24 protein-coding genes, 3 tRNA genes and 1 pseudogene are annotated in these 25,674 nt (G+C 72.5%); 16 read left to right on the forward strand and 12 right to left on the reverse strand.

Annotated elements, in window-relative coordinates; all coding sequences use genetic code 11:
• Positions 1–112 precede the first annotated feature (112 nt).
• Both LCG91_RS00565 and LCG91_RS00570 read left to right on the forward strand, forming a co-directional pair.
• Positions 113–3,679 carry a proline dehydrogenase family protein gene (locus LCG91_RS00565; RefSeq protein WP_224442114.1) on the forward strand — a complete coding sequence of 1,189 codons (3,567 nt, stop codon included), beginning with the start codon at positions 113–115 and terminating at the stop codon, positions 3,677–3,679.
• A gap of 92 nt (positions 3,680–3,771) precedes the next feature.
• Positions 3,772–3,984 (forward strand): hypothetical protein, encoded by a 213-nt coding sequence (locus LCG91_RS00570; RefSeq protein ID WP_058729718.1) that lies wholly within the window; start codon positions 3,772–3,774, stop codon positions 3,982–3,984.
• Positions 3,985–4,000: 16 nt separating this feature from the next.
• On the opposite strand, the gene LCG91_RS00575 is transcribed toward LCG91_RS00570, so the two are convergent.
• Together LCG91_RS00575 and LCG91_RS00580 are read right to left on the reverse strand one after the other, a co-directional pair.
• Entirely contained in the window at positions 4,001–4,366 is a 366-nt protein-coding gene (locus LCG91_RS00575; protein WP_224442115.1) for a hypothetical protein, read from the reverse strand.
• Positions 4,363–5,358: an SDR family oxidoreductase gene (locus LCG91_RS00580; protein ID WP_224442116.1), complete on the reverse strand. Its 996-nt coding sequence runs from the start codon at positions 5,356–5,358 to the stop codon at positions 4,363–4,365. Before LCG91_RS00580 ends, LCG91_RS00575 begins: the two co-directional genes overlap by 4 nt.
• Before the next feature lie 84 nt (positions 5,359–5,442).
• Between LCG91_RS00580 and LCG91_RS00585 the strand changes: the two genes are divergently transcribed.
• Positions 5,443–6,066 (forward strand): hypothetical protein, encoded by a 624-nt coding sequence (locus LCG91_RS00585; protein WP_224442117.1) that lies wholly within the window; start codon positions 5,443–5,445, stop codon positions 6,064–6,066.
• A gap of 22 nt (positions 6,067–6,088) precedes the next feature.
• Here LCG91_RS00585 and LCG91_RS00590 read toward each other — a convergent pair whose 3' ends face one another.
• From LCG91_RS00590 to LCG91_RS00610, 5 genes are all read right to left on the reverse strand, one after another.
• The gene (locus LCG91_RS00590; RefSeq protein WP_224442118.1) at positions 6,089–7,360 is read right to left on the reverse strand and encodes a phosphatidylserine decarboxylase family protein; all 1,272 of its coding nucleotides are present in this window, start codon (positions 7,358–7,360) and stop codon (positions 6,089–6,091) included.
• 149 nt (positions 7,361–7,509) lie between these two features.
• The gene (locus LCG91_RS00595) at positions 7,510–8,262 is read right to left on the reverse strand and encodes a YqjF family protein (RefSeq protein WP_224442119.1); all 753 of its coding nucleotides are present in this window, start codon (positions 8,260–8,262) and stop codon (positions 7,510–7,512) included.
• A 26-nt stretch (positions 8,263–8,288) separates the two neighbouring features.
• Positions 8,289–9,119 (reverse strand): nitroreductase family protein, encoded by an 831-nt coding sequence (locus LCG91_RS00600; RefSeq protein WP_224442120.1) that lies wholly within the window; start codon positions 9,117–9,119, stop codon positions 8,289–8,291.
• 28 nt (positions 9,120–9,147) lie between these two features.
• Positions 9,148–9,519 (reverse strand): hypothetical protein, encoded by a 372-nt coding sequence (locus LCG91_RS00605; protein ID WP_224442121.1) that lies wholly within the window; start codon positions 9,517–9,519, stop codon positions 9,148–9,150.
• A gap of 23 nt (positions 9,520–9,542) precedes the next feature.
• On the reverse strand, positions 9,543–9,980 hold the full coding sequence (locus LCG91_RS00610; protein WP_058729711.1) for an Lrp/AsnC family transcriptional regulator: 438 nt from the start codon (positions 9,978–9,980) through the stop codon (positions 9,543–9,545).
• Positions 9,981–10,215: 235 nt separating this feature from the next.
• Between LCG91_RS00610 and ddaH the strand changes: the two genes are divergently transcribed.
• Positions 10,216–11,103, forward strand: a complete 888-nt coding sequence (gene ddaH / locus LCG91_RS00615) for a dimethylargininase (protein ID WP_224442122.1) — start codon at positions 10,216–10,218, stop codon at positions 11,101–11,103.
• Between the two features lie 2 nt (positions 11,104–11,105).
• A complete protein-coding gene (gene rocD, locus LCG91_RS00620; RefSeq protein WP_224442123.1) occupies positions 11,106–12,359 on the forward strand; it encodes an ornithine--oxo-acid transaminase in 1,254 nt (417 codons plus the stop codon).
• 281 nt (positions 12,360–12,640) lie between these two features.
• Here rocD and LCG91_RS00625 read toward each other — a convergent pair whose 3' ends face one another.
• On the reverse strand, positions 12,641–13,636 hold the full coding sequence (locus tag LCG91_RS00625; RefSeq protein WP_224442124.1) for an SDR family oxidoreductase: 996 nt from the start codon (positions 13,634–13,636) through the stop codon (positions 12,641–12,643).
• Between the two features lie 173 nt (positions 13,637–13,809).
• Between LCG91_RS00625 and LCG91_RS00630 the strand changes: the two genes are divergently transcribed.
• Positions 13,810–14,820, forward strand: a complete 1,011-nt coding sequence (locus LCG91_RS00630; protein ID WP_058729706.1) for an aldo/keto reductase family protein — start codon at positions 13,810–13,812, stop codon at positions 14,818–14,820.
• Between the two features lie 155 nt (positions 14,821–14,975).
• Here the strand turns inward: LCG91_RS00630 and LCG91_RS00635 are convergent.
• From LCG91_RS00635 to LCG91_RS00645, 3 genes are all read right to left on the reverse strand, one after another.
• Positions 14,976–15,048, reverse strand: a tRNA-Phe gene (locus LCG91_RS00635).
• A 1-nt stretch (position 15,049) separates the two neighbouring features.
• Positions 15,050–15,126, reverse strand: a tRNA-Asp gene (locus LCG91_RS00640).
• 50 nt (positions 15,127–15,176) lie between these two features.
• Positions 15,177–15,249: transfer RNA gene (locus LCG91_RS00645), tRNA-Glu, on the reverse strand.
• Positions 15,250–15,504: 255 nt separating this feature from the next.
• Here LCG91_RS00645 and LCG91_RS00650 point away from each other — a divergent pair.
• Both LCG91_RS00650 and LCG91_RS00655 read left to right on the forward strand, forming a co-directional pair.
• Positions 15,505–16,770 carry a M23 family metallopeptidase gene (locus LCG91_RS00650; protein WP_224442125.1) on the forward strand — a complete coding sequence of 422 codons (1,266 nt, stop codon included), beginning with the start codon at positions 15,505–15,507 and terminating at the stop codon, positions 16,768–16,770.
• A gap of 33 nt (positions 16,771–16,803) precedes the next feature.
• Positions 16,804–18,264: an NlpC/P60 family protein gene (locus LCG91_RS00655; RefSeq protein WP_224442126.1), complete on the forward strand. Its 1,461-nt coding sequence runs from the start codon at positions 16,804–16,806 to the stop codon at positions 18,262–18,264.
• Positions 18,265–18,380: 116 nt separating this feature from the next.
• Here LCG91_RS00655 and LCG91_RS00660 read toward each other — a convergent pair whose 3' ends face one another.
• Positions 18,381–18,872, reverse strand: a complete 492-nt coding sequence (locus LCG91_RS00660; RefSeq protein WP_058730187.1) for an inorganic diphosphatase — start codon at positions 18,870–18,872, stop codon at positions 18,381–18,383.
• 51 nt (positions 18,873–18,923) lie between these two features.
• Between LCG91_RS00660 and tilS the strand changes: the two genes are divergently transcribed.
• The 8 genes and pseudogenes from tilS (at position 18,924) to LCG91_RS00705 (ending at position 25,668) form a co-directional block, all read left to right on the forward strand.
• Positions 18,924–19,943: a tRNA lysidine(34) synthetase TilS gene (tilS, locus tag LCG91_RS00665; RefSeq protein WP_224442127.1), complete on the forward strand. Its 1,020-nt coding sequence runs from the start codon at positions 18,924–18,926 to the stop codon at positions 19,941–19,943.
• A gap of 9 nt (positions 19,944–19,952) precedes the next feature.
• Positions 19,953–20,504 (forward strand): hypoxanthine phosphoribosyltransferase, encoded by a 552-nt coding sequence (hpt, locus tag LCG91_RS00670; protein WP_031272831.1) that lies wholly within the window; start codon positions 19,953–19,955, stop codon positions 20,502–20,504.
• A gap of 165 nt (positions 20,505–20,669) precedes the next feature.
• On the forward strand, positions 20,670–22,658 hold the full coding sequence (gene ftsH, locus LCG91_RS00675) for an ATP-dependent zinc metalloprotease FtsH (RefSeq protein ID WP_224442128.1): 1,989 nt from the start codon (positions 20,670–20,672) through the stop codon (positions 22,656–22,658).
• 6 nt (positions 22,659–22,664) lie between these two features.
• On the forward strand, positions 22,665–24,053 hold the full coding sequence (gene folP / locus LCG91_RS00680) for a dihydropteroate synthase (protein WP_318010446.1): 1,389 nt from the start codon (positions 22,665–22,667) through the stop codon (positions 24,051–24,053).
• Positions 24,050–24,355 (forward strand): annotated as a pseudogene (gene folK, locus LCG91_RS00690) (2-amino-4-hydroxy-6-hydroxymethyldihydropteridine diphosphokinase); the annotation flags it as partial. The gene folP and the pseudogene folK, both read left to right, overlap by 4 nt.
• Positions 24,356–24,429: 74 nt before the next feature.
• Positions 24,430–24,642 (forward strand): hypothetical protein, encoded by a 213-nt coding sequence (locus tag LCG91_RS00695; RefSeq protein WP_224442130.1) that lies wholly within the window; start codon positions 24,430–24,432, stop codon positions 24,640–24,642.
• Positions 24,639–25,124: a DUF3180 domain-containing protein gene (locus LCG91_RS00700; RefSeq protein WP_224442131.1), complete on the forward strand. Its 486-nt coding sequence runs from the start codon at positions 24,639–24,641 to the stop codon at positions 25,122–25,124. The genes LCG91_RS00695 and LCG91_RS00700 overlap by 4 nt, the downstream gene beginning before the upstream one ends.
• Before the next feature lie 22 nt (positions 25,125–25,146).
• The gene (locus LCG91_RS00705; RefSeq protein WP_224442132.1) at positions 25,147–25,668 is read left to right on the forward strand and encodes a PH domain-containing protein; all 522 of its coding nucleotides are present in this window, start codon (positions 25,147–25,149) and stop codon (positions 25,666–25,668) included.
• Positions 25,669–25,674 lie beyond the last annotated feature (6 nt).

The following is a 25,674-nucleotide window of genomic DNA, read 5'->3' on the forward strand; positions in this document are numbered from 1 at the left end:
CAGCGTATCCAGCGGCGGTGTCACGGGCACGAGGATCATCCGTTCGGCTGACTCCTGGGCGGCACTCGGCGCGCTCAGAGGTCACGTCGGACGCCCGGAATACGATCACTCCATGCCGACCCCGCACCTCCGAGACTGCACCGACGACGTGGTCACGCTGGCACAGGGGTGGATCGAGGCAGCGCGCGGGGTGAAGCCGGAGCCCGCGGCCGCGCGCCTGGCGGAGCTGCTGGCGGACGCGCGCGGCGCGGAGTTCGCCCGCACGTTCGTGGACGTCGTCGTCCGGCCGGAGGACCCGAAGGTCGTCGCCCGGAACCTCGAGCGCGCGAGTCGGGCGGTGCCGGACGACCTCGCCTGGTACCTCCGCGGCGCGGTGACGGTCGGCGGCGGCTTCGCGACCATGGCGCCGTGGGCGGTCGTCCCCTCGGCGCGGAAGGTGCTCCGGCGGCTCGCGGGACACCTCGTCGTCGACGCCACGCCGGCCCGCACCCCGGCAGCGCTCGCCAAGGTCGGTGGTCCGGACACCCGGGTCGACGTCGCCCTGCTCGGCCCCGCAGTCCTCGGACCGGCCGGTCGCGACCGGCGTCTCGCGGCGATCGACGAGCTCCTGCACCAGGACGTCGCCGCCGTCACGATCGACCTCGACGCCGTGCTGCCACCGGTGTCCCCGTGGGACCTCGACGCCGCCGTCACCGACGCGGTCGAGCACCTCGCACCGCTCCTGCGCACCGCGGCGAGCCGACCGGCCCCGCCCGTGGTCACCCTGCAGTCCGGCCGGGCGCAGGACGTCGAGCGCACCGTCGCGGTGCTGCTGGCGCTGCTCGGTCAGGACGGCACCGCCGGGACCACCCTCGGGGTGACCCTGCCCGCTGAGCTGCCCGAGTCGCTCGACCTGCTCGACCGGGTGACGGCGGCGGCCCGCGAGCGCCGAGCGTCCGGCGGTGCACCCGTGCGGGTCCGGTTCACCAAGGGCACGCTCCTCGCCACCGAGCGGGTCGACGCCGTGCTCGGGAGCCGACCGCTCGCCGTGACCGCGGACACCCGCACGACGGACACCGCGTTCCTGCGCCTGCTCGACACGGCGATCGATCCCGAACGGACGGACGCCGTGCACGTCGGCGTCGCCACCCACGACCCCTTCGCCCTCGCGACCGGGCACGTGCTCGCCGAGCGTCGTGGTGTCCTCGGCGCCGTCGAGCCGGAGGTGCTCCTCGGCACCACCCGGTACGCCGACGTCCTGCGCAGCGCGTTCGGTCGCGTCGTCCTCGGCGTCCCGCTCGTGCGGCCCGACGAGTTCGAGGCCGCCGTCCCGTACCTCGCCCGCCGACTGCGCGAGGTCGCGGACCCCCGGTCCGTGGCGACCGGTCCGGCCGCGGTGGGCACGACCGGCCCGGCGGGTGGAACCGCCGCCGTCGAGCGGGCCACCGCCGAGCACGTCGACGCCGTGGCCGCCCTCGTCCGTCCCGCGCCACCCGCCCGACGTACCCAGGACCGCCGCCGGCCGCCGGGTGACCCGGTGCTGCGATCGGCCGCCGAGAACACCCCCGACACCGATCCCTCGACACCGGGCAACCGCGCCTGGGCCGCCGAGCTGCTCGGTCGGGTCCCGGAGTCGCAGCGCGGCGTCCGGACGATCCGCGCGGCCCGCATCACCGACCGTGGGCGACTCGAGCGGCTCGTCGCCCGCACCGCCCAGGCGGGCGTCAACTGGGGCCGGCAGGACCCGGAGGACCGCGCCGAGTTGTTCGACCTGATCGGCCACGCGCTCGAGACCAACCGGGGTGCCCTGGTCGAGACGATGATCGCCGAGGTCGGCCTCACCCTGACCGAGGCCGACGGCGAGGTCAGCCGGGCCGTCGACGCCGCCTCGCACGCCGCCGACCGGACGCGGCACCTGGAAGACGTCAACGGTGCCGTGCCGGTACCCCCGCGCCTGACGGTCGTCGTGCCGTCGTGGAACGCGCCGCTCCTCGACGCCGCCGACGGCGTGCTCACCGCGCTCGCCGCGGGCAGCGGGGTCGTGCTCCAGCCGGCCACCGCAGCCAGACGGACCGGTGCGGTCTTCGCGGACGTGCTCTGGGACGCCGGGGTGCCGCACTCCCTGCTCCAGCTCGTCGACCTCGACGGCAGCGACCTGGCACGCGACCTCGTCGCGCACCCGGCCGTCGACCGCGTGGTGCTCAGCGGCACGCCCGAGACCGCCCGCTCCTACCGGTGGTGGCGCGCGGACCTGCCCCTCGTGGCGGAGACCTCCGGTGTGGTCACGGCGGTCGTGACCCCCTCGGCCGACCTCGACCAGGCGGTGCGCGACGTCGTCGCGTCGGCGTTCGACCGCGCCGGACAGTCGTCGTCGGCGGTGTCGCTGCTCGTGCTCGTCGGCTCCGTGGGGGAGAGTCAGCGCTTCCGTGAGCAGCTCGCCGATGCCGTCCGGGGCCTCCGCACCGCGTGGCCGACGGACGCGGCCGCACAGGTCGGGCCGCTCGTCGCCGAGCCGACCGGCGCCGTGCGCACCGCGCTGACCGAGCTGCGTCCAGGGGAGTCCTGGCTCGTCGAACCGGTCGCGCTCGACGACACCGGGCGGCTCTGGTCACCCGGTGTCCGCGAGGGCGTCCGCGCCGCCGCCGACCTGTCGCGGTCCGCGGTGCCGGCACCCGTGCTCGACGTCGTCCGCGTGGAGACCCTCGACGAGGCGATCGCGCTGCAGCACTCCGTCGACGGCGGCTCCGTCGCGGCACTCCACACGCTCGACCCCGACGAGGTCGCGATCTGGTCCGACCGGACCCGGACCGGGGTGCTCGTGGTCGACCGGCCGACGACCGGCGCGCGACCAGGACGCCAGCCCGTCGGCGGGTGGCGGGGGACCGCGGTCGGGCCGACGGTGCACCGCGGCGGCCCGCTCTCCGTGATCGGCGCGGACCGGTGGGACCCGACCCGACGCCAGCCGCACCGGAGCATCCAGCTGCAGGGTCTCGGCAACCGGGTCACCGCCGTCATCGAGGCGGCGCGGGCCGGGCTGTCCTTCGAGGAGTTCGACCGCGTGCGCGCCGGAGCCGAGAGCGACGCCGCGGCCCGGGCGTCGCTGTACGGCCGGTCGCGGGACACCGCCGACCTGGTCGTCGAGCGGAACGTCATCCGCTTCCGCCCGCAGTCGGTCGTGGTCCGGCAGTCCTCGGGTGTCGGGGCCGGGGAGCTCGTCCGCGTGCTCGTCGCCGCGACGGCTGCCCGCGCGCACGTGCTCCTCAGCACCGCCGGACCCCTGCCCGCAGAACTCCTGCCGTTGTTCTCGAGGGCACGGTCGCCCCTCGACGTCGTCGACCAGGTCGTCGAGGACGACGCCACGTTCCTGGGCCGTGCCGCCGCCGGCACCCTGCTGCAGGACGGGTGGTCGGACGGGACGGAGCCCGAGCTCGACCCGATCGACCTGGTCCTCGCGCAGGGGGCCGAGCCGCGCCGCAACGTGGCGTTCGGTGGACCGGGGTCACGCGTGCGGCTGCTCGGCGGTGACGCCCGTGCGCTCGAGGAGGCCCTGGGTGCCGGCACCGAGACGACCATCCACGACGACCCCGTGGTGGAGTCCGGCATCGTCGAGATGCTGCACTTCCTGCGGGAGCAGACGGTCTCGGTCGCGGCGCACCGGCACGGGGACGTCTCGCGGTCGTTCAGCCGAATGCGGCTCTGACGGACCGGGCCGGTCACGCTCGAGCGGCGCGCCTGCACGCTGGCTGACCGTCCTCGGCTCCGCGCACCGAGTGTCGGCGTAGCGTCCGGTGCATGAACGCACGAGCGAACGACGACGAGGTCCAGACCGCCCCCGTGATGGACGGCGCCACCGAGGCCACCAACGAGGAGAAGCTGCACGGCCTGGTCGAGCAGGTCGAGCACGACCACGGGCACGAGGGTGCCGGCGCGATGGCCGACCACCTGCGCGACCGGATGGACGAGACGGGTGTCGAGGAGGAGCACCCGAGCGACGAGGTCGAGTAGCCGGCTCCGGACGGGGTCAGCGTCGGTGCGGGCGTCTGCGTCCCGTGCCGACGAGCCCGACCTCGAGCGCGGTGAGGACCACCGCGACCACGAGCTGCCGGGCGGCGAACCCGCGCGTCTGCCGGTCGAGGGCGACGAGGGGCACCATCGAGACACCGTGCGTGGCGTCGACCGCCGCGCCGAGCACGTGGGCCTCCGGTGACGCCGCACGGGTGAGCAGCGCGGCCTGCACGAGCTGACGCGCGCCGAGCACCCGGCCGAACACGGCGACCCGACCGGTCGACCCGCGCGAGGCGATCAGGTGGGCGACGCCGATGACCGCCCGCAGCCCCTCGACCCAGCGGGCTCGCTGCCGACGGTCGCGGCGGCTGCGGCGGCTCACCGACGCTTCCCCGCGGCCAGGGCGATCGCACCCGCGACACCGACGGCAGCGCCGATGATCCCGTTGCCGAGCCGACGGTGCTCCACCCACCACGTCTGCGGCGACCAGGCGTGCGCCGAGTCGTCGAAGACACCGTGCGCCCCGTGGTCGCCGGGGACGGGTTCGTGCAGGTTCGTCGGCAGGGACTGCCCGTCCTTCTGCTCGGCCTGCTGCCCGCTCACCAGGGTCTTCGCCGCGTACCAGTCGGCGAACCGGCCGCTGACCCGGTTGCCCAGGATCGTGTAGACCGTCGACTCGCCCACCCACGTGCGACGGCGGGGCCGTTCAGCGGTGACGGCGATGGCGCGGGCACCGACCTCGGGCTGGTAGATCGGCGCGACGGGCTGCGGGTGGTGCGGCAGGAGCGACTTCACCCAGTTGAACTGCACGGTGTTGAGCGCCGGCATGTCGACGCGGCTCACGGCCACCTCGCTGCCCTGCTCGGTGAGCTCGGACACCACCGACTCGGTGAAGCCGACGATGGCGTGCTTGGCGCTGCAGTACGCCGCCTGCAGCGGGATGCCGCGGAAGCCCAGCGCCGAACCGACCTGGATGACGTGGCCGCGGTCACGGGGCACCATGCGGGCGAGTGCCGCGCGGGTGCCGTTGACGAAGCCGAGGAAGTTGACGTCCACGGCGCGCTCGAAGTCGTCGGGTCCGGTGTCCGTGAAACGTCCGAAGACACCGACCATCACGCAGTTCACCCAGAGGTCGATCGGCCCGAGCTCCTGCTCGGTGCGCTCGGCGGCGGCCTCGACGGCCTGGCGGTCAGCGACGTCGGCGATCAGCGCGAGTCCACGGCGTCCGGCTGCCTCGACCTCGGCGACCGCGGCGTCGACCCCGTCACGACCCCGGGCGAGGACGGCGACGTCCCAACCCCGTGCCGCGAGCTCGCGGACGGTCGCCCGTCCGAGCCCTGCTGAACCACCGGTCACCACTGCAACGCGCGTCATGCTGTCCGTTGTACGCAGGTCCGCGTCCACGTCGGTCCAGCCGGTGTCCCCCGGGCGCGGTCCGGGGCGGAGCATGATGGCGGGGTGCAGACGGACGACGAGGAGCAGGTCGATGAGGCGCCGCCCGGCTGGGTGCTGCGGACTCCGACCCGGTACCGGGAGGTCATCGGCCTCCCGGTCCTCGCGCTCGTGCTGGCTGCCGTCGCCGTCGTGGTCGGGACGGCGATCGGTGACGAGCTCGCCATGGGTACCGGGGCCGCCACCGGGGCGTTCGGGGTCGTGAGCGCGGTGGTGCTCTTCGTCGCGGCGCGGCGGGCGTACCTGGAGCAGACGTGGGGTGCGTCCTGGGACCTGCACCGCGTCCGCGTCGTCGTCGGCGTCACCGCAGGAGCGGCGCTGATGGTCGCGAGTCTCGTGGTCGGACTCCCGATCGCGGCGTCGATCGGGATCTTCGGTGGCTTCTCGCAGATCGGACGGTACGCCCGGTCGGTCCCGCGGTTCGACCTCTCGGCCGTGGCCTGGGCCTTCCTCGTCGTCGTCCTGGGCTGCGCCGTCCTCGTCGTGCTGGGACTCACGGTCCCGGAGCAGACCGTCCTGACCGGGTGGCGCGCCACGGTCTGGGTCGGCGGCGGTACCGCGGGCGCCGTGTTCGCCGCGGTGCTCGCCCTGGTGCACGCGCGACGGGCGCGGCGAGCACCTCTGCGGTGACGCGGACGGGCCGCCGTGGACCTCAGTCCTCCGATCGCCGCCGCGCCGTCGCCAGGAGCGACCGCACGGGCAGCACCGACGGCTCCTCCTCCGGCGCCTGCGGCAGCGCCCCGAGGGAGAACGACTCGACGACGTCGGGCCCGAACAGCACGCACACCGAGGACCCGCCGAACTGGAAGTACCCGAGCTCGTCGCCCTTGCCGACGCGAGCACCGGCCTCGACCCCCTCGCCGATCACGCACGAGGACACGTCGGACATCCCGACGAAGACCACCGCGATCGTGCCGATCGTGGGGTCGTCCGCGTCGATGAGCACGATCGCCCGGGTGGCGACGTGCGCCAGGTACCCCTGCGACAGCTGCGGTTCGGCGGCGTCGGCGCCCTGCGACGAGGCCTCGGAGAAGTAGGTGCCCGGCTCGACCCAGGCGCGCAGGACGGTCCCGGCCACGGGGCTGTGCCAGCGGTGGTACTCGAGCGCACTGAGGAACGCCTGCCACACCGTGCCGTCGACGAAGAGGTCGGCGGCCTCGTCCCCGGCGAGCAGCTCCTCGACCGAGTACGGCTCGGCCTTCGCCCAGAACTCGTCGAGTCGGTGGACACGACTGGCGATCCGGTAGGGGGTGGCCTCGCACGGGCTGACCACGACCGCGTCGTCGTCGGGTGCGGCGACGGGTCGCTCGCCGTCCCGGAAGCGCCGGGTGAAGAAGTCGTTCCACGACGTGAAGCCCCAGTGCTCGGCGTCGGCGTCGTGCTCGAACCGGTCCATGCCGACCGCCCGGCGCGCGGCGTCGCTGCACCAGCCGGAGGGGGCGTCGACCAGCACCTCGAGGGACTTGTCGCTCGACAGGAAGTCGCACCAGCCCTGCAGGATCGTCCGCAGGGCGTCGTTCACGCGGGGGTCCCGGTAGAAGGCGGAGCCCGCGGGCGTGGCCTTCGTCCAGTCGAGCACCCCGTCGAGCGGCGTCATCACCATCTGCTCGTCGCTGTACTCGGGCGCCGTCGTGACCACCTCGTCGACGAGCTCGAGCAGCTCGCCGAACGAGTCGAGGTGCCGGTCCTGGTACCGCCGACCGACGGGCACCTGCTCGATCATCTGGTGCGCGTGCATCCGCAGCACGGGATCGCCCTCGACGAGGTCGCGCAGGGCGGAGACCGCCGGGTGCAGCGCGCGATCAGGGTCGCGCTCCTGGTGCCGCTCGCGGCGCCCGCGCAGCCAGGCCTCGAGCCCGCTCTGGTCCTGCGGGAGCCATCCCGCTCGGCGTCGGACGTCCTGCTGCTGCGCTCCACCGGTCACGCGGTGGACGCTACCCACCGCGCACCGCGACGGGTCCCAGCAGCCGACGCCGCGCCTCCCGGCCGACGCGACACGGAGCGCAGCGCAGCGCACACAGGACGCAACGCGCGCAGCGCACGCCGCAGCCGGAACCGACGCGATCGTCGCCGTCAGCGCCCCCGCCCGAACCGCGTGGTCACCCCCGGCGAGTACAGCACCGAGTCCGGCTCCAGCCCGGACAGCCCGAAGGGCAGCCCCGCCGCCGCGACCAGGTCGTCCCGCAGCGACACGAGCGACGCCCGGTGCAGCGGCCACGACTCGTGCTCGTTCGGCCAGTACCGCGTCGCGCCCACCCGCCGGACGTGCATGCCCCACCGTGCCGTCAGGAACGTCTCGAGCGGCGTCGGGTCCGCGACGACGTCGCCCACGCGCACGTCGAAGGTCGACCGCAGGTGCGTCCCGTGTCGACGCATCGCGTACCCGACGCGACCGTCCGCCTTGCGGATCGCCGCGTGCGCCCACCAGTACGGCAGACCCGTGGCCACCCGCGCGCCGATGGTCGGCAGGAGCTTCCCGGCGTCGAGCGACAGGAACGCGACCCCGCGTCGACCCTGGTCGTCGCGCGTGTAGACCCGCACGTTCACCTCGACGAAGTCGCCGACGCTGCCGGCCCGGCCGAGCCGGCCGAGCGGCGGGAAGCGCGTGTCCGTGAACCGGAACCCGATGAGACCCACCCAGGTGGTCGTCCCGTCGTCCGTCCCGTCGGGCGCCATCGTGTCCGGGGACACGCCTGCGGGCAGCAGCGGCGCCACCGCCGACACGTCGACGCGCCAGTGCACGAACACCACGTCGAGCCAGTCCTGCGAGATCCAGGGCGTGCCGCGGAGCGGCGGTGCCTCCGGCGAGACGGCCGGGAGGCCCACCCCACCTCCGTCACGGCGGCCGGCGGTCACGAGTCGGTCCCGTCGGTGGTGCGGGCAGCGTCCGGCACGTCGTCCCACCCCTGCTGCGGGGTGTCGCAGGTCCCGCGGAACACGTACTGCGACGGGCGCTTCCGCTCGCTCGAGGTCCAATCGATCGCGGGGCGTCGACGCTCCGGCGGCAGGTACCCGATCCGGTACACGGCCATCAGCTCGAGCTCCGGCGGGACCCGGAGCAGCCCCTCGATCTCCTCCCACGCGCCGGGGGTCTCCATCGGGAAGGACACGAACTGGATCCCGAGGCCGAGCTCCGCCGTCGCGAGCCACACGTTCTCCATCGCGGCACCCATGCTGAACACCGAGTAGAAGCCCGAGAGCTCCTCCTTCCGGTACTCGTGCCGGTCGAGCATCACGCCGAGCAGCAGCGGCGAGCCGGCGACGAGCTTCCGGTTCTCCTCGCCGAGGGTCTGCGGCACGCGCAGCGCGTTCATCATGAGCTGCCCGCGCTTCGTGAACACCTGCTTCGTGAAGGGACGCAGGGGTCGGGGCAGCTTGTCGAACAGCATGCCGTCGCGGCGTTCGTCCATCTCGGCCTGCGAGAACCGGAAGTACGGCCTGTAGCGCTCGAAGAACGTGCCCGCCGCCATCGTCCGGGTCATCGAGCTGCCGCTGATCTCGGCGATGCGGTCGATCGTCGGGCGCTCCTCGACCAGGACGAACCGCCACGGCTGGCTGTTCAGCTGCGAGGGCGCCCGTCCTGCGAGCTCCATCAGCAACCGCTGGTGCTCCTCGGACACCGGGTCGGGCAGGAACGCCCCGTTGGTCGTGCGTCGGCGTCGGATCGCCTCGAAGAGCTCCACTCACGTCCCTCGTGTCTCGTCGTCGTGGTCAGCGCCGCGCGAGCAGCGCCCCGAGGTAGGACGGTGCAGCGGCGACCGCGACTCTCCAGTGTGCTCGCGAGCGGGGGTTCGTGCGCGGGGCGACGGCGAGCGGGACGAGTGCCGGCAGCAGGAAGAGCGCGGAGCGGTCGCGGGTCCACACCGGAGTGGTCGCGGCGACACCGGTGAGGGTGGCGGTGACGACGAAGAGCCCGTGGTGCACGACGCGGAGCTTCTTCGTCCGGATGAGCCGGACGGCGACGGCGGTGCCCCAGAGGCAGTTGGCCAGGTACGCCGTAGCTGCTGCGGTGACCAGTCGGCGGGCCGCCGGCGGTCGTCCGGGAGGCGCGCCGTGCCTCCCGGCTGTCCGCTCTCGTCCCACGGACGCGACCCTACGCGCCGTGGCTAGGCGGACTCGCGGGAGACGAGCTTCGACAGCACGATCGCGCTGCGGGTGTGGTCGACCTGCGGGGCCAGGCGCACCCGGTCGAGGGCCAGCTCGAGGGCCGGCAGGTCACGCGAGCGCATGTGCACCACGGCGTCGGCGCTGCCGGTGACCGTGCCGGCGTCGACGACCTCGGGCACGGTGTCGAGCAGGGTGCGGAGCTCGTCGGGGGAGACCGTGCCGCGGCAGTACAGCTCGACCCAGGCCTCGGTACCACGGTCCTCGACCGCGGGGTCGACCTTGATCGTGAAGCCCTGGATCACGCCGTCCGCGACCAGCCGGTCGACGCGACGTTTGACCGCGGACGCGGAGAGACCGACCACCGACCCGATGTCGCCGTAGCCGGCGCGGGCGTTCTCCCGGAGCTGGTCCAGGATGCGGTGGTCGAGCGTGTCCATGTTCGTCAATCGTACGCGGGGTTCTTGCGAGCCAGGTGGGTCCGACGCAGGAATCGTGCGTCACCCGAACGGGTGCCATGCGCTCGCGAAGGAGGTACTGCACCGATCGGACCGTTCGTGTCAGACTGCTGCTGGCGTCGACCTGGTCCGCTGCGGTGAGTGAGCCTGCATCTCATCGGAGTGCTTCACCCGTGGTGGTTCCTGGCAGGCTCGGGCCCCGGTCCCAGGAGGACTGATGTCGAACACCGCAACCGAACCGCAGGCCGCACCGGCACGTGTCGCCACGAAGCGCACGATCCTGATGTGCAAGCCGACGCACTACACGGTCAGCTACCGGATCAACCCGTGGATGCACCCCGAGGAGCCGACCGACACGTCGAAGGCCGTCGAGCAGTGGCAGTCCCTCGTGGACGTCTACGAGCAGCTCGGCTTCGACATCTCGTACATCGAGCCGATCGAGGGCCTGCCCGACATGGTCTACGCGGCGAACGGCGGCTTCGTGCTCGACGGCATCGCGTACGGCGCGAAGTTCCAGTACCCCGAGCGCCAGCCCGAGGGCCCCGCGTACATGGACTGGTTCCGGGACGCCGGCCTGACCGTCGCCGAGCCGCGCGAGACGAACGAGGGCGAGGGCGACTTCCTGCTCGTCGGCGACACGATCTTCGCCGGCACCGGGTTCCGCTCCGACAGCACCTCGCACGAGGAGCTCGCCGAGCTCTACGGCCGCGAGGTCGTCACCCTCAAGCTGATCAACCCGAGCTTCTACCACCTCGACACCGCCATCGCCGTGCTCGACCCGGAGCCTTCCTCGGACGGGACCAGCAACATCGCGTACCTCGAGAGCGCCTTCGACGAGCCCTCGCTGGCGATCCTGCGCGAGCGCTTCCCGGACGCCATCATCGCCACCGAGGAGGACGCCGCGATCCTCGGCCTCAACTCGTACTCCGACGGCTACAACGTCGTGATCGCCTCGCGGGCCACCACGTTCGCCTCGCAGCTCAGGGAGAAGGGCTACAACCCGATCGGCGTCGACCTGTCCGAGCTGCTGCTCGGCGGCGGCGGCGTGAAGTGCTGCACGCTCGACCTGCACCCCGTCGGCACCGGCACCTCGGTCGCGCGGTAGCCGTGAGCACCGCGACCGGAGCCGGTACCCACGCGGGGACCGGCGCGTTCGGCGACGCCACCGCAGCTGCCCTGGCCGTCGAGGACCGCTCCCTCGCCCACAACTACAGCCCGCTGCCGGTCGTCATCGCGTCCGGCCAGGGCGCGTGGGTGACCGACGTCGACGGCAAGCGCTACCTGGACGGACTCGCCGCGTACTCCGCGGTGAACTTCGGCCACGGCAACCCCCGGCTGCTCGACGCCGCTCGGGCCCAGCTCGACCGCGTGACCCTGACGAGCCGCGCGTTCGTGAACGACCGGCTCGGCCCGTTCGCGTCGGCGCTCGCCGACCTCACCGGCACCGAGCTCGTGCTCCCGATGAACACGGGGGCCGAGGCCGTCGAGTCCGCGATCAAGGTCTCGCGCGCCTGGGGCTACCGCGTCAAGGGCGTCCCCGCCGGGCAGGCCACGATCGTCGTCGCATCCGGGAACTTCCACGGGCGCACCACGACGATCGTGTCGTTCTCCGACGACCCCTCGGCACGCGAGGACTTCGGGCCGTACACGCCGGGCTTCCGAACGGTGCCGTACGGCGACGCCCTCGCGCTCAGGGAAGCGATGGACGAGACCGTCGTCGCCGTGCTGCTCGAGCCGATCCAGGGCGAGGGCGGCGTGGTCATCCCGCCCGCCGACTACCTACCGGCGGTCCGCGCGGTCTGCGACGAGTTCGGCGCGCTGTTCGTCGCCGACGAGATCCAGTCCGGGCTCGGGCGCACCGGCCACACCCTCGCGGTGCAGCGCGTCGGCGTCCGCCCTGACCTCGTCACGCTCGGCAAGGCCCTGGGTGGCGGCATCGTCCCGGTGTCGGCCGTCGTCGGCTCGCGCGAGGTGCTCGGTGTCCTGCGTCCGGGCGAGCACGGGTCGACGTTCGGCGGGAACCCGCTCGCGGCCGCCGTCGGGTCCGAGGTCGTCGCGATGCTCGGCGAGGGCACCTTCCAGCAGCGGGCGCTCGACGGGGAACCGCTCCTGCGCGGACTGCTCGACGAGCTCGTCGGGCACGGGGTCGTGTCGCACCGCGTCGCCGGACTCTGGGCGGGGATCGACATCGACCCCGCGCTCGGCACCGGCAAGGAGATCGCGCACGACCTGGCCGACCGGGGTGTGCTCGTGAAGGACACGCACGGGTCGACGATCCGCTTCGCGCCGCCGCTCGTCGTCACCGACGACGAGGTGCGCCTGGCGATCGGGACCCTCGGCGAGGTGCTGGCCGCGCGCTAGACGCGACGCGACCACCTTTCGGACGGGAGGCGCGGTGCCGGTCGGCGCCGCGCCTCCCGTCCGTCGTGGCCGCGGTCGACCGCGCCGGTCACGCCCGCCGTGCCGGACCGCGCCCGGCGCGCCCGGCCGGAGCCCGGCCGGCGCCCGGCCGGCGTCCGTCAGCACAACGGAAAGCACGTCGCGCCACGCGCTTCCGTGGCGCGACGTGCTTTCCGTTGTGCACCAGCGCGTCGCGCCGTGCCCCGGCGCGGCACCCGCGCGCCGTGCGCCGCGCCCGCGCATCAGCGCACCTGCCACCGCTCCACGAGCTGGTCCATCAGCCCGTCGAGCCGCTCGTCCGTCACCTGGCGCGACGGGTCGGCGTCGAACCACGCGACGATCTCCCGCGCCCCCTGCCGGATCGACGTCGTCTGCGCGAACTCCGGTACGAGCGTCTGCACCTTCGTGTTGTCGAAGACCGAGGTGTTCGCCTTGTCCCCGAGCAGGCTCGCGCCCCAGTCGGCGTCGAGCGCGTCGATCGCGTCCGCCGGCACGTGGACGAGCTGCAGGTCGTCGACCCCGGCCGCAGCAGCCAGCTCGTGCGCGATCTGGTTCCACGTCGGTGCCTCGTCGCCCGTGATGTGGAACGCCTCGCCGATCGCCTCGGCACGGTCGAGCAGCCCCACGAAGCCGACCGCGAAGTCCCGCGCGTGCGTGATCGTCCACAACGAGCTGCCGTCGCCGCACACCACGATCGGCTTGCCCGCCCGCATGCGCCCGAGCACTGTCCACCCGCCCGAGAACGGCACGAGCGTCTCGTCGTAGGTGTGCGACGGCCGGATGATCGTCATCGGGAAGTCGTCCTCGCGGTAGGCCCGCACCAGCAGGTCCTCGCACGCGATCTTGTCCCGTGAGTACTGCCAGAACGGGTTCTTCAGCGGGGTCGACTCGGTGATCGGCAGGTGCGTGGCGGGCGTCTGGTACGCCGAGGCCGACGAGATGAACACGTACTGCCGGGTCCGCCCCGTGAAGACCTCGACGTCGCGCTGCACCTGGTCGGGTGTGAAGGCCACGAAGTCGATGACGACGTCCCACCGCTGGTCGCCGATCGCGGCTTCCAGCGCGGTGCGGTCCGACACGTCGGCCTGGAGGCGCGTCACGCTCTCCGGGATCGGCCGCTTGTCCGTCTCACCCCGGTTGAGCACGGTCACGTCGAACCCCTGCTCGACGGCTTCGCGGACACAGGCGGCGCTGATGATGCCGCTGCCGCCGATGAACAGCACGCTCGGTCCCGACATGGATGCTCCTTCGCTCCCGGCGGTGCCGCTGTGCACCGCAGTGGTTCCGATCCTGCCCCTCACGGGCTGGGTCGGGCATCGAGCACGGCCAGGTGGATCGTCGCTCGTCGCGGCAGGACTAGCGTCGCGGATCGGGGCGCACCGACGCGCTCCACGACAGGAGTGACACGCACATGGAGTACCGCTACCTCGGCGACTCGGGCCTCAAGGTGTCCGAGATCACGTACGGCAACTGGCTGACCCACGCCTCCCAGGTCGAGAACGACGCGGCGATCGCCTGCGTCCGGGCCGCGCTCGACGTCGGCATCTCGACGTTCGACACCGCGGACGTCTACGCGAACACCGGCGCTGAGACCGTCCTCGGCGAAGCCCTCAAGGGGGAGCGTCGCCAGTCGCTCGAGATCGCCACGAAGGTCTTCGGCCCCACCGGCCCGAAGGGCCACAACGACACCGGGCTGAGCCGGAAGCACATCCTCGAGTCGATCGACGGCTCGCTCGAGCGGCTGCAGACCGATTACGTCGACCTGTACCAGGCGCACCGCTACGACCACGAGACCCCGCTCGAGGAGACGATGCAGGCGTTCGCCGACGTCGTGCGGCAGGGCAAGGTCCTGTACGTGGGCGTCTCGGAGTGGACCGCGGACCAGCTCCGTGCCGGCGCCGCGCTCGCGAAGGACCTCGGGTTCCAACTCATCTCGAACCAGCCGCAGTACTCGGCGCTCTGGCGGGTCATCGAGGGCGAGGTCGTCCCCGCGTCGAAGGAGCTCGGCATCTCCCAGATCGTCTGGTCGCCGATCGCCCAGGGCGTCCTGACGGGCAAGTACCAGCCCGGTCAGCCGTTGCCCGAGGGCTCGCGCGCCACCGACGACAAGGGCGGCGCGAAGATGATCGAGCGCTTCATGAACGACGAGGTGCTCTCCGCGGTGCAGGAGCTCAAGCCGATCGCCGACGAGCTGAGCCTGTCGATGGCGCAGCTCGCGGTCGCGTGGGTGCTGCAGAACGAGAACGTGGCGTCGGCGATCATCGGCGCCTCGCGGCCGGAGCAGGTGCACGACAACGCCGGCGCTGCCGGGGTGCAGATCCCTGCGGAGCTGATGTCCCGCATCGACGACGCCCTCGGGTCCGTCGTCGAGCGCGACCCGGCGAAGACGAACGACAGCAGCCCGAAGACCCGCGAGGTCTGAGCGGGGCGCAGCGAGGTCGAACCAGGATTCCGTCGTCGAACCAGCCGCACGCGCTGGTTCGACGCCGGGAACCTGGTTCGATGCCGGACTGGCGGATGCACGGACCCACCGCGAACGCAAAAGAGCCCCTCACTCTCGTGAGGGGCTCTTCACCGTGGCTGGACACGGCATCGATCCGTGGACCTTTCGATTTTCAGTCGAACGCTCTACCAACTGAGCTATCCAGCCGTGGCGACCCTGACGGGACTTGAACCCGCGACCTCCGCCGTGACAGGGCGGCACGCTAACCAACTGCGCTACAGGGCCATGTGTTGTGTTGTGTGGTGGTGCTCGGTTGCTTGCTCACTCACGTGGAGTGACCCCAACGGGATTCGAACCCGTGCTGCCGCCGTGAAAGGGCGGTGTCCTAGGCCACTAAACGATAGGGCCGCAAGCTGCGCCGTGCGCTACCGGGAGTCAAGCATACGGACGGTCTGCGTGATGCACAAATCGAGCGCCCTCGAGCGTGCATCCCCGGCGTGTCGCGCCCCACCGATGCTGCTCGGGTCCGTGTCCGGTGCGACCATCGTGGACGGTCCGGACCCTCGCTCGGGGGTGTCCCTGCCGTGACCCGTGTTGTTACTGTTGCGTCTGTTGACAGTGTGGCGTGTCCGAGCCTCGCCGCACCGTTACGAGATCGAGACCATGTCGCCTGCATCCCACCGCTTCCCCCGCCCCCGCCGCCGCGTCCTCGCCGCCGCGGTCGCCGTCGTGCTCTCGGCCGGTGCCGTCGCCGCGGTCGGCCCGGTCTCCGCCGCATCGGCTGCGCAGTACCCGAGCTGGTCGGACGTCCAGCAGGCCAAGGCCTCGAAGGACGCCCAGCAGGCCAAGGTCACCGAGATCAAGGCGTTGCTGCAGGACCTGACCGAGAAGGCATCGGCTGCACAGCAGGCGTCCGAGGCCGCCGGCACGGCCTACCAGACGGCGCAGACGAAGTACGACGCCGCGACGCTCGAGCAGCAGACGCTGCAACAGCAGGCGGACGAGGCCGACCGCACCGCGAAGCGCTCCGAGGAGCAGGCCGGGCAGCTCGCCGCGCAGCTCGGTCGCGCGAGTGCGAACGACGTGACCACCGACATCCTCACGCACCCGTCCGACTCGGGTGACCTGCTGTACGAGCTCGGCGCGATGTCGAAGCTGACCGAGCAGGCCGACGGCATCTACTCGCAGGCCTCGCAGGACCGCGGTGTCGCGCAGGGACTCGCCGACCGTGCCGAGCAGGCGAAGGACGCGCTCGGTGCCCTCGCCGACGCGGCCCAGGCGAAGATGCAGGCCGCCCAGGACGCGGCCGACCGGGCACAGTCGGCGGTCGACGCGCAGACGGACAACAAGGCCCGTCTCGAGGCCCAGCTCACCCTGCTGACCACCAACGAGCAGGACGTCCAGGCCAAGTACGACGAGGGCGTCGCGGCCGCGAAGGCAGCCGAGGCGGCCCGCGCTGCGGCGGCCGCGAAGGCCGCGGCGACGAGCCAGGGCGGCACGGGCGGCGGCGCGCCGAACTCCTCCGGCTGGGTCCGCCCCGCCGGCGGGTACCAGACGAGCCCCTACGGCTACCGCGTCGACCCGTACACGCACTACCGGGCCCTGCACGCCGGCGTGGACCTGGCGCCCGCCTGCTACGCGCCGATCTACGCCGCCCACTCGGGCACGGTGACGTTCGCGGCGAACGGCGGCGGCTACGGCAACGAGGTCGTGCTGGACAACGGCGGCGGCATCTCCACCGCGTACGGGCACATCGTCGACGGGGGCATCCTCGTCTCCGTCGGGCAGCACGTCGAGGCCGGGCAGCAGATCGCGAAGATCGGCTCCACCGGTTGGTCGACGGGGTGCCACCTCCACTTCGAGACCCGGGTGAACGGTTCCGCCGTCGACCCGGTCCCCTTCATGGCAGCGCGGGGGATCTCGGTATGAGCAACAGCGCCGTCGAGAGGCCCTGAGCGAGACATGAAGCCCTCCTCCCGCACCCTGTCCGGCTGCACCGCGGTCGTCGCCGTCCTCGGCATCGGCCTGTCGGTCGTCGTCGCCGGTCCCGCACAGGCAGCCCCGTCCGCCCCGAGCTGGGACGACGTGCGGCAGGCGAAGGCCGACACCGCCGAGGCCCAGGCCACGGTGGACGAGCTGAGCACCCGGCTGCAGACGCTGCAGGACGCCGCGGACAGCGCGGAGGTCTCCGAGCTCCGGGCGGCGCAGGACTACGCGATGGCGGTGTCGCAGCAGCAGGAGGCGCAGGCGTCCCTCGACGACCTGACGGCGCAGGCGAAGCGTGCCGAGCAGCGGGCGGACGAGTCGGCGGGGCAGGTCGCGGGGCTCGTCGTGGAGCTCTCCCGCACCGGCGGTGGGGACCTGTCGACCTCGATGCTCGTCGACGCCTCGGACGCGAAGGACCTGCTCTACCGAGTGGGCACGGTGTCGCACCTCTCCGAGCGCTCGGCGCGGGTGCTCGCCCAGGCGCAGACCGACCAGAACACCGTCGAGTCGATCGCCGCACAGCAGTCGGCGGCGACGAAGGCCCTCGCCGCGGCGACCGCGAAGTCCGAGCGGGCGCTCGACGAGGCCAACGACGCATCGGCCTCGGCGCAGGCGCGGGTGCAGGAGCAGCAGGACCAGCAGTCCGAGGTGCTCGAGCAGCTGGCGTTCCTCAAGGGCACGAGTACGGCGACCGAGACGGCGTACTGGAACGCACAGCAGGCGGAGCGGGCGCAGCAGCAGCTCGCAGCGCGTGACGCGGCGACCTCGAGCGGCTCCGGCAGCAGTGCCGACCCCTCGTCGTCCGCGGTGCCGTCGCGCCCGAGCGGCTCACAGTCGAGCGGATCGCAGCCGAGCACGAGCCAGCCGAGCACGAGCCAGCCCAGCACCAGCCAGCCCAGCACCAGCCAGCCCAGCACCAGCCAGCCGAACACGAGCCCGTCGCGTCCGAGCACGACGCAGCCGAGCACGACCCCGTCGCGCCCGGCACCGGCGCCCGCCCCGGCCCCTGCGCCCGCACCCGCTCCCAAGCCGGTCTCGAGCCCGTCGAAGGCTGCCGGTGCCATCGCCTACGCCCGGAACCAGCTCGGCAAGGCGTACGTGCTCGGCGGCGCGGGCCCGAACACGTGGGACTGCTCCGGCCTGGTGATGATGGCGTACAACTCGCAGGGCATCGCGACCGGTGGCCACAACGTCGTCTGGCAGTACAACTACTTCAAGTCGATCGGGCGCCTCGTGCCGCTGTCGCAGCGGCAGCCCGGCGACATCCTGTTCTACTCGTCGAACGGCAGCGTCTCCGGCGCCTACCACGACAGCATCGTCACGAGCTACGGCACCATGGTCGAGGCCGCGCGCCCCGGCGTCGGCGTCGTCGAGCGCGGCATCTGGCTGCCGAACCAGCTCCTGCCCTACGTCGCCCGCCCGAGCGGCTCGCTGTAGCGACCGGCGACCGGCGACCGGGGACGAGCGACCGGCGACCAGCGACCCGCGACCCGCACGAACGACGGCGCCCGCACTCCCCGAGGGGAGCGCGGGCGCCGTCGTGTGTGCGAGCGTCAGTGACCGGCGGGCACGTACGCAGCCTGGCCGGCCTGCACGATGGCCTCTGCCTCGGCGGCGTCGCCCCAGCCCTCGGCCTTGACCCACTTGTTCGGCTCGAGGTCCTTGTAGCGCTCGAAGAAGTGCGCGATCTCGGCCTTGGTCTGCTCGTCGACGTCCGAGATGTCCTGGATGTGCTGCCAGCGCGGGTCCTTCGCGGGGACCACGAGGACCTTCGCGTCGTTGCCGGCCTCGTCGCTCATCTTGAAGACGCCGACCGGACGGACCTTGACGCCCACGCCCGGGAAGACCGGGTACTCGAGCAGCAGCAGCGCGTCCACGGGGTCGCCGTCGTCGGCCAGCGTGTTCTCGAAGTACCCGTAGTCGGTCGGGTAGACGAACGAGGTGAACAGCACGCGGTCGAGGTACACGCGACCGGTCTCGTGGTCGACCTCGTACTTGTTGCGGCTGCCCTTGGGGATCTCGACGACGACGTCGTACGCGGTCATGGTGCGCTCCTGGTCTCATGTGCGGGAAGAAAGCGCGGCTAACGTTACCGGGTGAACACTCCGCGTCCCCGGTTGGACCCGGCCGTCGCCGCGACCCGGCTGGCGGTCCGCACGCTGCTGTCGCAGGCACGCGACGAGGGACTGCTGCAGCCCGGCGACCTGGTCACGGTCGCGCTGAGCGGCGGAGCCGACTCGCTCGCGCTCGCCGCGGCCACCGCGTTCGAGGCGCCGAAGCAGGACCTGCGTGCCGGCGCGGTCGTGGTCGACCACGCGCTCCAGGCGGGCAGCGAGGCGGTGGCGAGCCGCGCCTCCAGGACGGCCGCATCGCTCGGTCTCGACCCGGTGACGGTCCGTCGGGTCGACATCGGCTCCGACGGTGGTCCGGAGGGCGCCGCCCGGGAGGCACGGCACACCGCGATCGCGCAGGTCGCCGCCGACACGGGGTCACCCCTGGTGCTGTTCGGGCACACCCTCGACGACCAGGCCGAGACGGTGCTGCTCGGCCTGCTGCGCGGCAGCGGGCCGGACGCGCTGTCCGGGATGCCGGCGCTCGCGCGGCGCGCGACCGGACCGGCGTACGGGCGACCGCTCCTGGGCGTCCGTCGGCACGCGACGCGGCAGGCTACGGTCGCCGCGGGGCTCGTGCCGTGGGACGACCCGCACAACGACGACCCCGCGTACGTGCGCGTGCGCGTGCGCACCGCGCTCATGCCGGTGCTGGAGCGGGAGCTCGGCGCCGGGGTGCCCGAGGCGCTCGCCCGCACCGCCGAGCAGCTCCGCGAGGACGCCGCGGCCCTCGACCACTTCGCCGAGGAGATGGCCGAGGACCTCGCCGAGCACTCCGAGGCGGGCATCTCGCTCTCGGTGCCCGAACTGCAGGCGAACCCGCCGGCGCTCCGCCAGCGACTCGTCCGGCTGGCCGTCGAGGGGGAGTTCGGCGTGACGCTGTCGCGGATGCAGACGCTCGAGGTCTGCCGACTGGTCACCGACTGGCGCGGGCAGGGACCGATCGACCTGCCGGGAGTCCGGGCGTCCCGGTCCGGCGAGCGGATCGCGTTCTCGGCCGGTTAGGCTTGTGCGGTGGAACTCTCCGACGTCCAGGCAGACCTGTCCGAAGTGCTCTTCACCCCCGAGCAGATCGACGAGAAGCTCGCCGAACTCGCCGCGGTGGTCGACCGTGACTACGCGGGCAAGGACCCGCTGCTCGTCGGCGTGCTGAAGGGCGCCGTCATGGTCATGGCGGACTTCTCGCGGCACCTCAAGATGCAGGCCCGCATGGACTGGATGGCGGTCTCGTCGTACGGCTCCGGCACGAAGTCGTCCGGCGTGGTGCGGATCCTCAAGGACCTCGACACCGACCTGCACGGCCGCGACGTCATCATCGTCGAGGACATCATCGACTCCGGCCTGACGCTGTCCTGGCTCAAGCAGAACCTCGAGTCGCGTGGGGCCGCGAGCGTCGAGATCGTCGCGCTGCTCCGCAAGCCGGAGGCCGCCAAGGTCGAGGTCGACGTCAAGTACGCCGGCTTCGAGATCCCCGACGCCTTCGTGGTCGGCTACGGCCTGGACTTCGACGAGCGCTACCGCAACCTGCGCGGCATCGGCGTGCTCGCGCCGCACGTCTACTCCTGACGCCCACCGGGCCGTCCGAGCACCGGGCGGCCCGTACGGCTCCCTCCGGGCACGGGTGGAGTTCGCCCGCAGAGGACACCCATTCTCGCCACAGAGTCACCGCCGTATGCTGACCTCCACGCAACTCCGGCAGAGAAAGGTGTCGGGCCCTCGCGCCCGGATCACATGAACTTCAAGCGCATCTTCCGCGGCCCGTACCTCTACGTGCTCATCGCGCTGGTCGGCATCTTCATCGGCTGGAGCGTCATCGCACAGTCCGGCACGCAGCAGATCGACACCCAGAAGGGTCTCGAGCAGCTCGCCGACGGCAAGGTCTCGTCCGTGGTCGTGAACTCGACCGAGCAGCGCGTCGACCTCACGCTCAAGGACGGCAACGCGAAGGAGCAGTTCTACTACTCCACGCCGCGCGGCGAAGAGGTCATCCAGGCGGTCAACGACGCCAAGCTGCCCGACGGCTACAACGACACCGTGCAGCAGGGCAACTGGTTCCTGTCGTTGCTCGGCATCATCCTGCCGTTCCTCATCATCGGCGCCCTGTTCTGGTTCCTGCTCTCGAGCGCCCAGGGCGGCGGCTCGAAGGTCATGCAGTTCGGCAAGTCCCGAGCGAAGATGAACAACAAGGAGAACCCGCAGGTCTCCTTCGCCGACGTCGCCGGTTCGGACGAGGCGATCGAGGAGCTCCACGAGATCAAGGAGTTCCTGCAGGAGCCCGCGAAGTTCCAGGCGGTCGGCGCGAAGATCCCGAAGGGCGTGCTGCTCTACGGCCCTCCCGGCACGGGCAAGACCCTGCTCGCACGCGCCGTCGCGGGCGAGGCCGGCGTGCCGTTCTACTCGATCTCCGGTTCGGACTTCGTCGAGATGTTCGTCGGTGTCGGTGCGAGCCGCGTCCGTGACCTGTTCGAGCAGGCCAAGCAGAACGCCCCCGCGATCGTCTTCATCGACGAGATCGACGCCGTGGGTCGTCACCGCGGTGCCGGCATCGGCGGCGGCAACGACGAGCGCGAGCAGACGCTGAACCAGCTCCTCGTCGAGATGGACGGCTTCGACGGCAAGACCAACGTCATCCTCATCGCCGCGACGAACCGTCCCGACGTCCTCGACCCCGCGCTCCTGCGTCCGGGCCGCTTCGACCGCCAGATCGGCGTCGACGCCCCGTCCCTCGGTGGCCGCAAGCAGATCCTCGAGGTGCACGCGAAGGGCAAGCCGCTCGCCGCCAGCGTCGACCTCGAGCTCCTCGCCCGCAAGACGCCCGGCTTCACGGGTGCCGACCTGGCGAACGTCCTCAACGAGGCCGCGCTGCTCACCGCCCGCTCGAACGCGCAGCTCATCGACAACCGCGCGCTGGACGAGGCCGTCGACCGCGTCATGGCCGGCCCGCAGCGCCGCACGCGCATCATGTCCGACCAGGAGAAGCTGATCACGGCGTACCACGAGGGTGGTCACGCCCTGGCCGCCGCCGCGATGCGCCACACCGACCCGGTGACGAAGATCACGATCCTGCCGCGCGGCCGGGCCCTCGGCTACACGATGGTGCTCCCGCTCGAGGACAAGTACTCGGTGACCCGCAACGAGCTCCTCGACCAGCTCACCTACGCCATGGGTGGCCGCGTCGCCGAGGAGATCGTGTTCCACGACCCCACCACGGGTGCGTCGAACGACATCGAGAAGGCCACCTCTACCGCACGCAAGATGGTGACCGAGTACGGCATGAGCCGTGCCGTCGGTTCCGTCAAGCTCGGCTCGGGTTCGAGCGAGCCGTTCGTCGGCCGCGAGATGGGCGGCGGCAGCGGTCGCGACTACTCGGAGAACATCGCCGAGACGGTCGACGCCGAGACCCGTGCCCTGCTCGAGGCCGCGCACGACGAGGCCTACCAGGTGCTCAACGACAACCGCGACATCCTCGACCGGCTGGCCGGCGAGCTCCTCGAGAAGGAGACGCTCGACGCGCCGGAGCTCGTCGAGATCTTCAAGGACGTCCGCAAGCTCCCGGAGCGCCCGCAGTGGCTGTCGAGCGACCGTCGGCCGGTGTCGAACCTGCCCGCGATCGAGTTCCCGGGCAAGGCCGCGTCGACCGCGGCGGAGCAGGGCGACACCGAGTCGTCGTCGAAGCCCCGTCGTCGCCCGTTCGGCAACCCCGGTATCGCCCCCGCGTAGGCCGGCATGACCGACCTGCCGACGCGACGCTCCCGTCGCCTCGCCGAGGCGGACCGCGCCCGTGCCACGGAGCACGAGGCGCGGGCCGCCGCAGCGGAGCCGCCGACGGTCGCGATCGATCTCCGCGCACCGGCTCCGGTGCCGGAGATCGTGACCGGCCGTCGGCGTGACCGCGCTCCCGGCGGTACCACCGACGGGTCGGACGACCGCACGCGCGTGATGGGCATCCTCAACGTCACGCCGGACTCGTTCAGCGACGGCGGCCTGCACCTGGCCGTCGACGCGGCGGTCACGCACGCCCGGGACCTCGTCGCCGCCGGAGCGGACCTGGTCGACGTCGGCGGGGAGTCCACCCGTCCCGGCGCGGACCGGGTGCCCGTCGAGGTCGAGCAGCAGCGCGTCCTGCCGGTCGTCCGTCAGCTCGTCTCCGAGGGCATCGCGGTGAGCGTCGACACGATGAACGCCTCGACCGCGGAGCGCGCCGTCGAGGCAGGCGCCGCGATCGTCAACGACGTCTCGGGCGGCCTGGCCGACGACGACATGGCCCGGGTCGTCCGCAACACCGGTGCCGGGTTCGTCGTGATGCACTGGCGCGGGCACAGCGACCGGATGTACCGGAACGCCGAGTACGCCCACGCGGTCGACGAGGTCCGCCGCGAGGTCGAGCTCCGCGTCGCCGAGCTGATCGTGCTGGGGGTGCGCCAGGAGCAGGTGGTCATCGATCCCGGCCTCGGCTTCGCCAAGCAGGGTGCCCAGAACTGGGAGATCCTGGCCGGCTACGAGCGCTTCGCCTCGATCGGACTGCCGGTGCTCGTCGCCGCCTCACGCAAGCGGTTCCTGGACGGGGTCGGCAGCGCTGCCGGCGCACCGCCCCGTGACCGCGACCTCGCCACCGCCGCCATCAGCCTGCTCGCCGCCGAACGCGGCGCGTGGGGGTGCGCGTGCACGACCCCGCACCGACGCGTGCGGTGCTCGACGTCTGGGATGCCTGGAGGGCAGCACGATCGTGAGGGACACCATCCGACTGACCGGGGTCCGTGCCCGGGGAACCACGGCGTGTTCGACCACGAGCGCGCCGACGGCCAGGACTTCGTCGTCGACGTCGCGGTCGAGGTCGACGCCCGGGTGTCGTCCGGGTCCGACGACCTGGCGGACACCGTGCACTACGGGGTCGTCGCCGAGCAGGTCGTCGCCGAGATCGAGGGCGGGCCGGTCGACCTGATCGAGACCCTCGCCGAGCGGATCGCCGCCGCGGTGCTCACCCACCGCGCGGCGCTCGCGGTCGAGGTCACCGTGCACAAGCCCCAGGCGCCGATCACGGTGCCCTTCACCGACGTCTCGATCACCATCCGCCGCACCCGCGGTGGGTCGGTGTCCCTCGAGGAAGAAGAGTGAGCCGGGCGGTCATCGCCCTCGGAGCGAACCTGGGCGACCGTGGGAGCACCCTCCGGGCCGCTGCGCAGGCGATCGCGGAGGCGCCGGGCATTCGACCGGTGGCGTCGAGCCACGAGGTCGAGTCCGTCGCCCTGACGCTCGACGGGCTCGACGACTCCAAGCCCCGGTACCGCAACGGCGTGGTCGTGGTGGACACCGACCTGTCGCCGGACGACCTCCTCGACGCCCTGCACCGGATCGAGGACGACCACGGGCGCACCCGCGAGGTCCGCTGGGGCGATCGCACGCTCGACCTCGACGTGATCGCCGTCGACGACCTCCGGATCGACACGGCGACCCTGACCGTGCCGCACCCGCGCGCGGGGAGCGGGCGTTCGTGCTCGCCCCGTGGCTCGACGCCGACCCGGACGCCGTCCTGCCGGGGATCGGACGGGTCGCGGACCTGCTCGACGCCCTCGGCGACGACACCGAGCGTGTCGACGAGCCACGGCTGTTCGACGCAGCGCCCGTCGCCGACGCGACCGCAGCCGACGCGCATGCGCCCGCGCCCGCGCCCGCGCGCGCCGCCGGGTCGGAGACGCCCGCGTGAAGCCGACCCGAGCCTCCACCCTGATCAGCGTCGCGGTCGTCGCCGCCGTCGCCGGGTTCGCCCTCGACGCCGTGCTGGCCTCGCGCCAGTCGCCGACCCTGCTGCTCTCGACCCCGCTCGGCATCACGCTCGCGCTGATCGGTGTCGCGGTCGTCGCGATGGCCCGGCCCGTCCGCCGGCACGCGCGCGACGGTGCCGGCCGGCAGCACCCCGTCGACCCGCTGTACGCCACCCGCGTGGTCGTGCTGGCGAAGGCCTCGAGCCTGGCCGGCGCACTGTTCGGTGCGTTCGCCGCCGGGCTGCTGCTGTACCTCCTGACCCGCTCCGCCCTGCCGCCGCTAGGCTCGGTGCTGCCGAACGCCGTCGCGGTCGGGGGCGGTCTCGTGCTCGTGGTGTGTGCGCTCGTCGCCGAGCGGATGTGCATGGCACCGCCACCACAGGACGACGACGACCTGCCGCGGGGTGGGACGACGGCGAACTGACCGACGACCGCAGGAGGCCGAGATGCCGCTCGAACGACTCGACGAGCCGGGCCTCGGCCTGACCGGGACCACGTGGACGCGGGTGTCGTCGAAGCTGGTCTGGACCGAACTCGTCAGCACGATCGTGATCGGGGTGATCGTGACGGCCGGGTGCGTGCTGTTCGCGGTGCTCTTCGGCGGGTTCGGGGGTGCGGCCGGCACGGTGTGGAGCTGCATCGCGATCGTGGTCGCCCTCGTCGCGCTCGTCACCGCCGTCCTGACGCCCCGCCGGGTCCGTGCGATCGGCTACGCCCTGCGCGACGACGACCTCGTGCTGCGCCGCGGGTTGATGTGGCAGCGCTTCACCGCCGTGCCGTACGGGCGCATGCAGCTGGTCGACGTGAACCGGGGGCCGCTCGACCGGGTCCTCGGGCTCAGCGAGCTGAAGTTCGTCACCGCCGCCGCGGCGACGAACGTCCGGATCCCGGGCATCCCCGCCGCCGACGCCGACGAGCTGCGCGACCGGCTCGTCGAGCTCGCCGAGTCCCGCCGCGCCGGGCTCTAGGGTGCG

Source organism: Curtobacterium sp. TXMA1 (genome assembly GCF_020162095.1).
In the GTDB taxonomy this organism is placed as follows: Bacteria; Actinomycetota; Actinomycetes; order Actinomycetales; family Microbacteriaceae; genus Curtobacterium.

Bases quoted from the DNA above. Each gene is read 5' to 3' on its own strand.
- LCG91_RS00565 (WP_224442114.1), top strand. From the start codon at position 113: ATGCCGACCCCGCACCTCCGAGACTGCACCGACGACGTGGTCACGCTG.
- LCG91_RS00570 (WP_058729718.1), top strand. From the start codon at position 3,772: ATGAACGCACGAGCGAACGACGACGAGGTCCAGACCGCCCCCGTGATG.
- LCG91_RS00580 (WP_224442116.1), bottom strand. From the start codon at position 5,358: ATGACGCGCGTTGCAGTGGTGACCGGTGGTTCAGCAGGGCTCGGACGG.
- LCG91_RS00610 (WP_058729711.1), bottom strand. From the start codon at position 9,980: ATGGACACGCTCGACCACCGCATCCTGGACCAGCTCCGGGAGAACGCC.
- ddaH (WP_224442122.1), top strand. From the start codon at position 10,216: ATGTCGAACACCGCAACCGAACCGCAGGCCGCACCGGCACGTGTCGCC.
- LCG91_RS00625 (WP_224442124.1), bottom strand. From the start codon at position 13,636: ATGTCGGGACCGAGCGTGCTGTTCATCGGCGGCAGCGGCATCATCAGC.
- LCG91_RS00630 (WP_058729706.1), top strand. From the start codon at position 13,810: ATGGAGTACCGCTACCTCGGCGACTCGGGCCTCAAGGTGTCCGAGATC.
- LCG91_RS00650 (WP_224442125.1), top strand. From the start codon at position 15,505: ATGTCGCCTGCATCCCACCGCTTCCCCCGCCCCCGCCGCCGCGTCCTC.
- LCG91_RS00655 (WP_224442126.1), top strand. From the start codon at position 16,804: ATGAAGCCCTCCTCCCGCACCCTGTCCGGCTGCACCGCGGTCGTCGCC.
- LCG91_RS00660 (WP_058730187.1), bottom strand. From the start codon at position 18,872: ATGACCGCGTACGACGTCGTCGTCGAGATCCCCAAGGGCAGCCGCAAC.
- ftsH (WP_224442128.1), top strand. From the start codon at position 20,670: ATGAACTTCAAGCGCATCTTCCGCGGCCCGTACCTCTACGTGCTCATC.
- folP (WP_318010446.1), top strand. From the start codon at position 22,665: ATGACCGACCTGCCGACGCGACGCTCCCGTCGCCTCGCCGAGGCGGAC.
- LCG91_RS00705 (WP_224442132.1), top strand. From the start codon at position 25,147: ATGCCGCTCGAACGACTCGACGAGCCGGGCCTCGGCCTGACCGGGACC.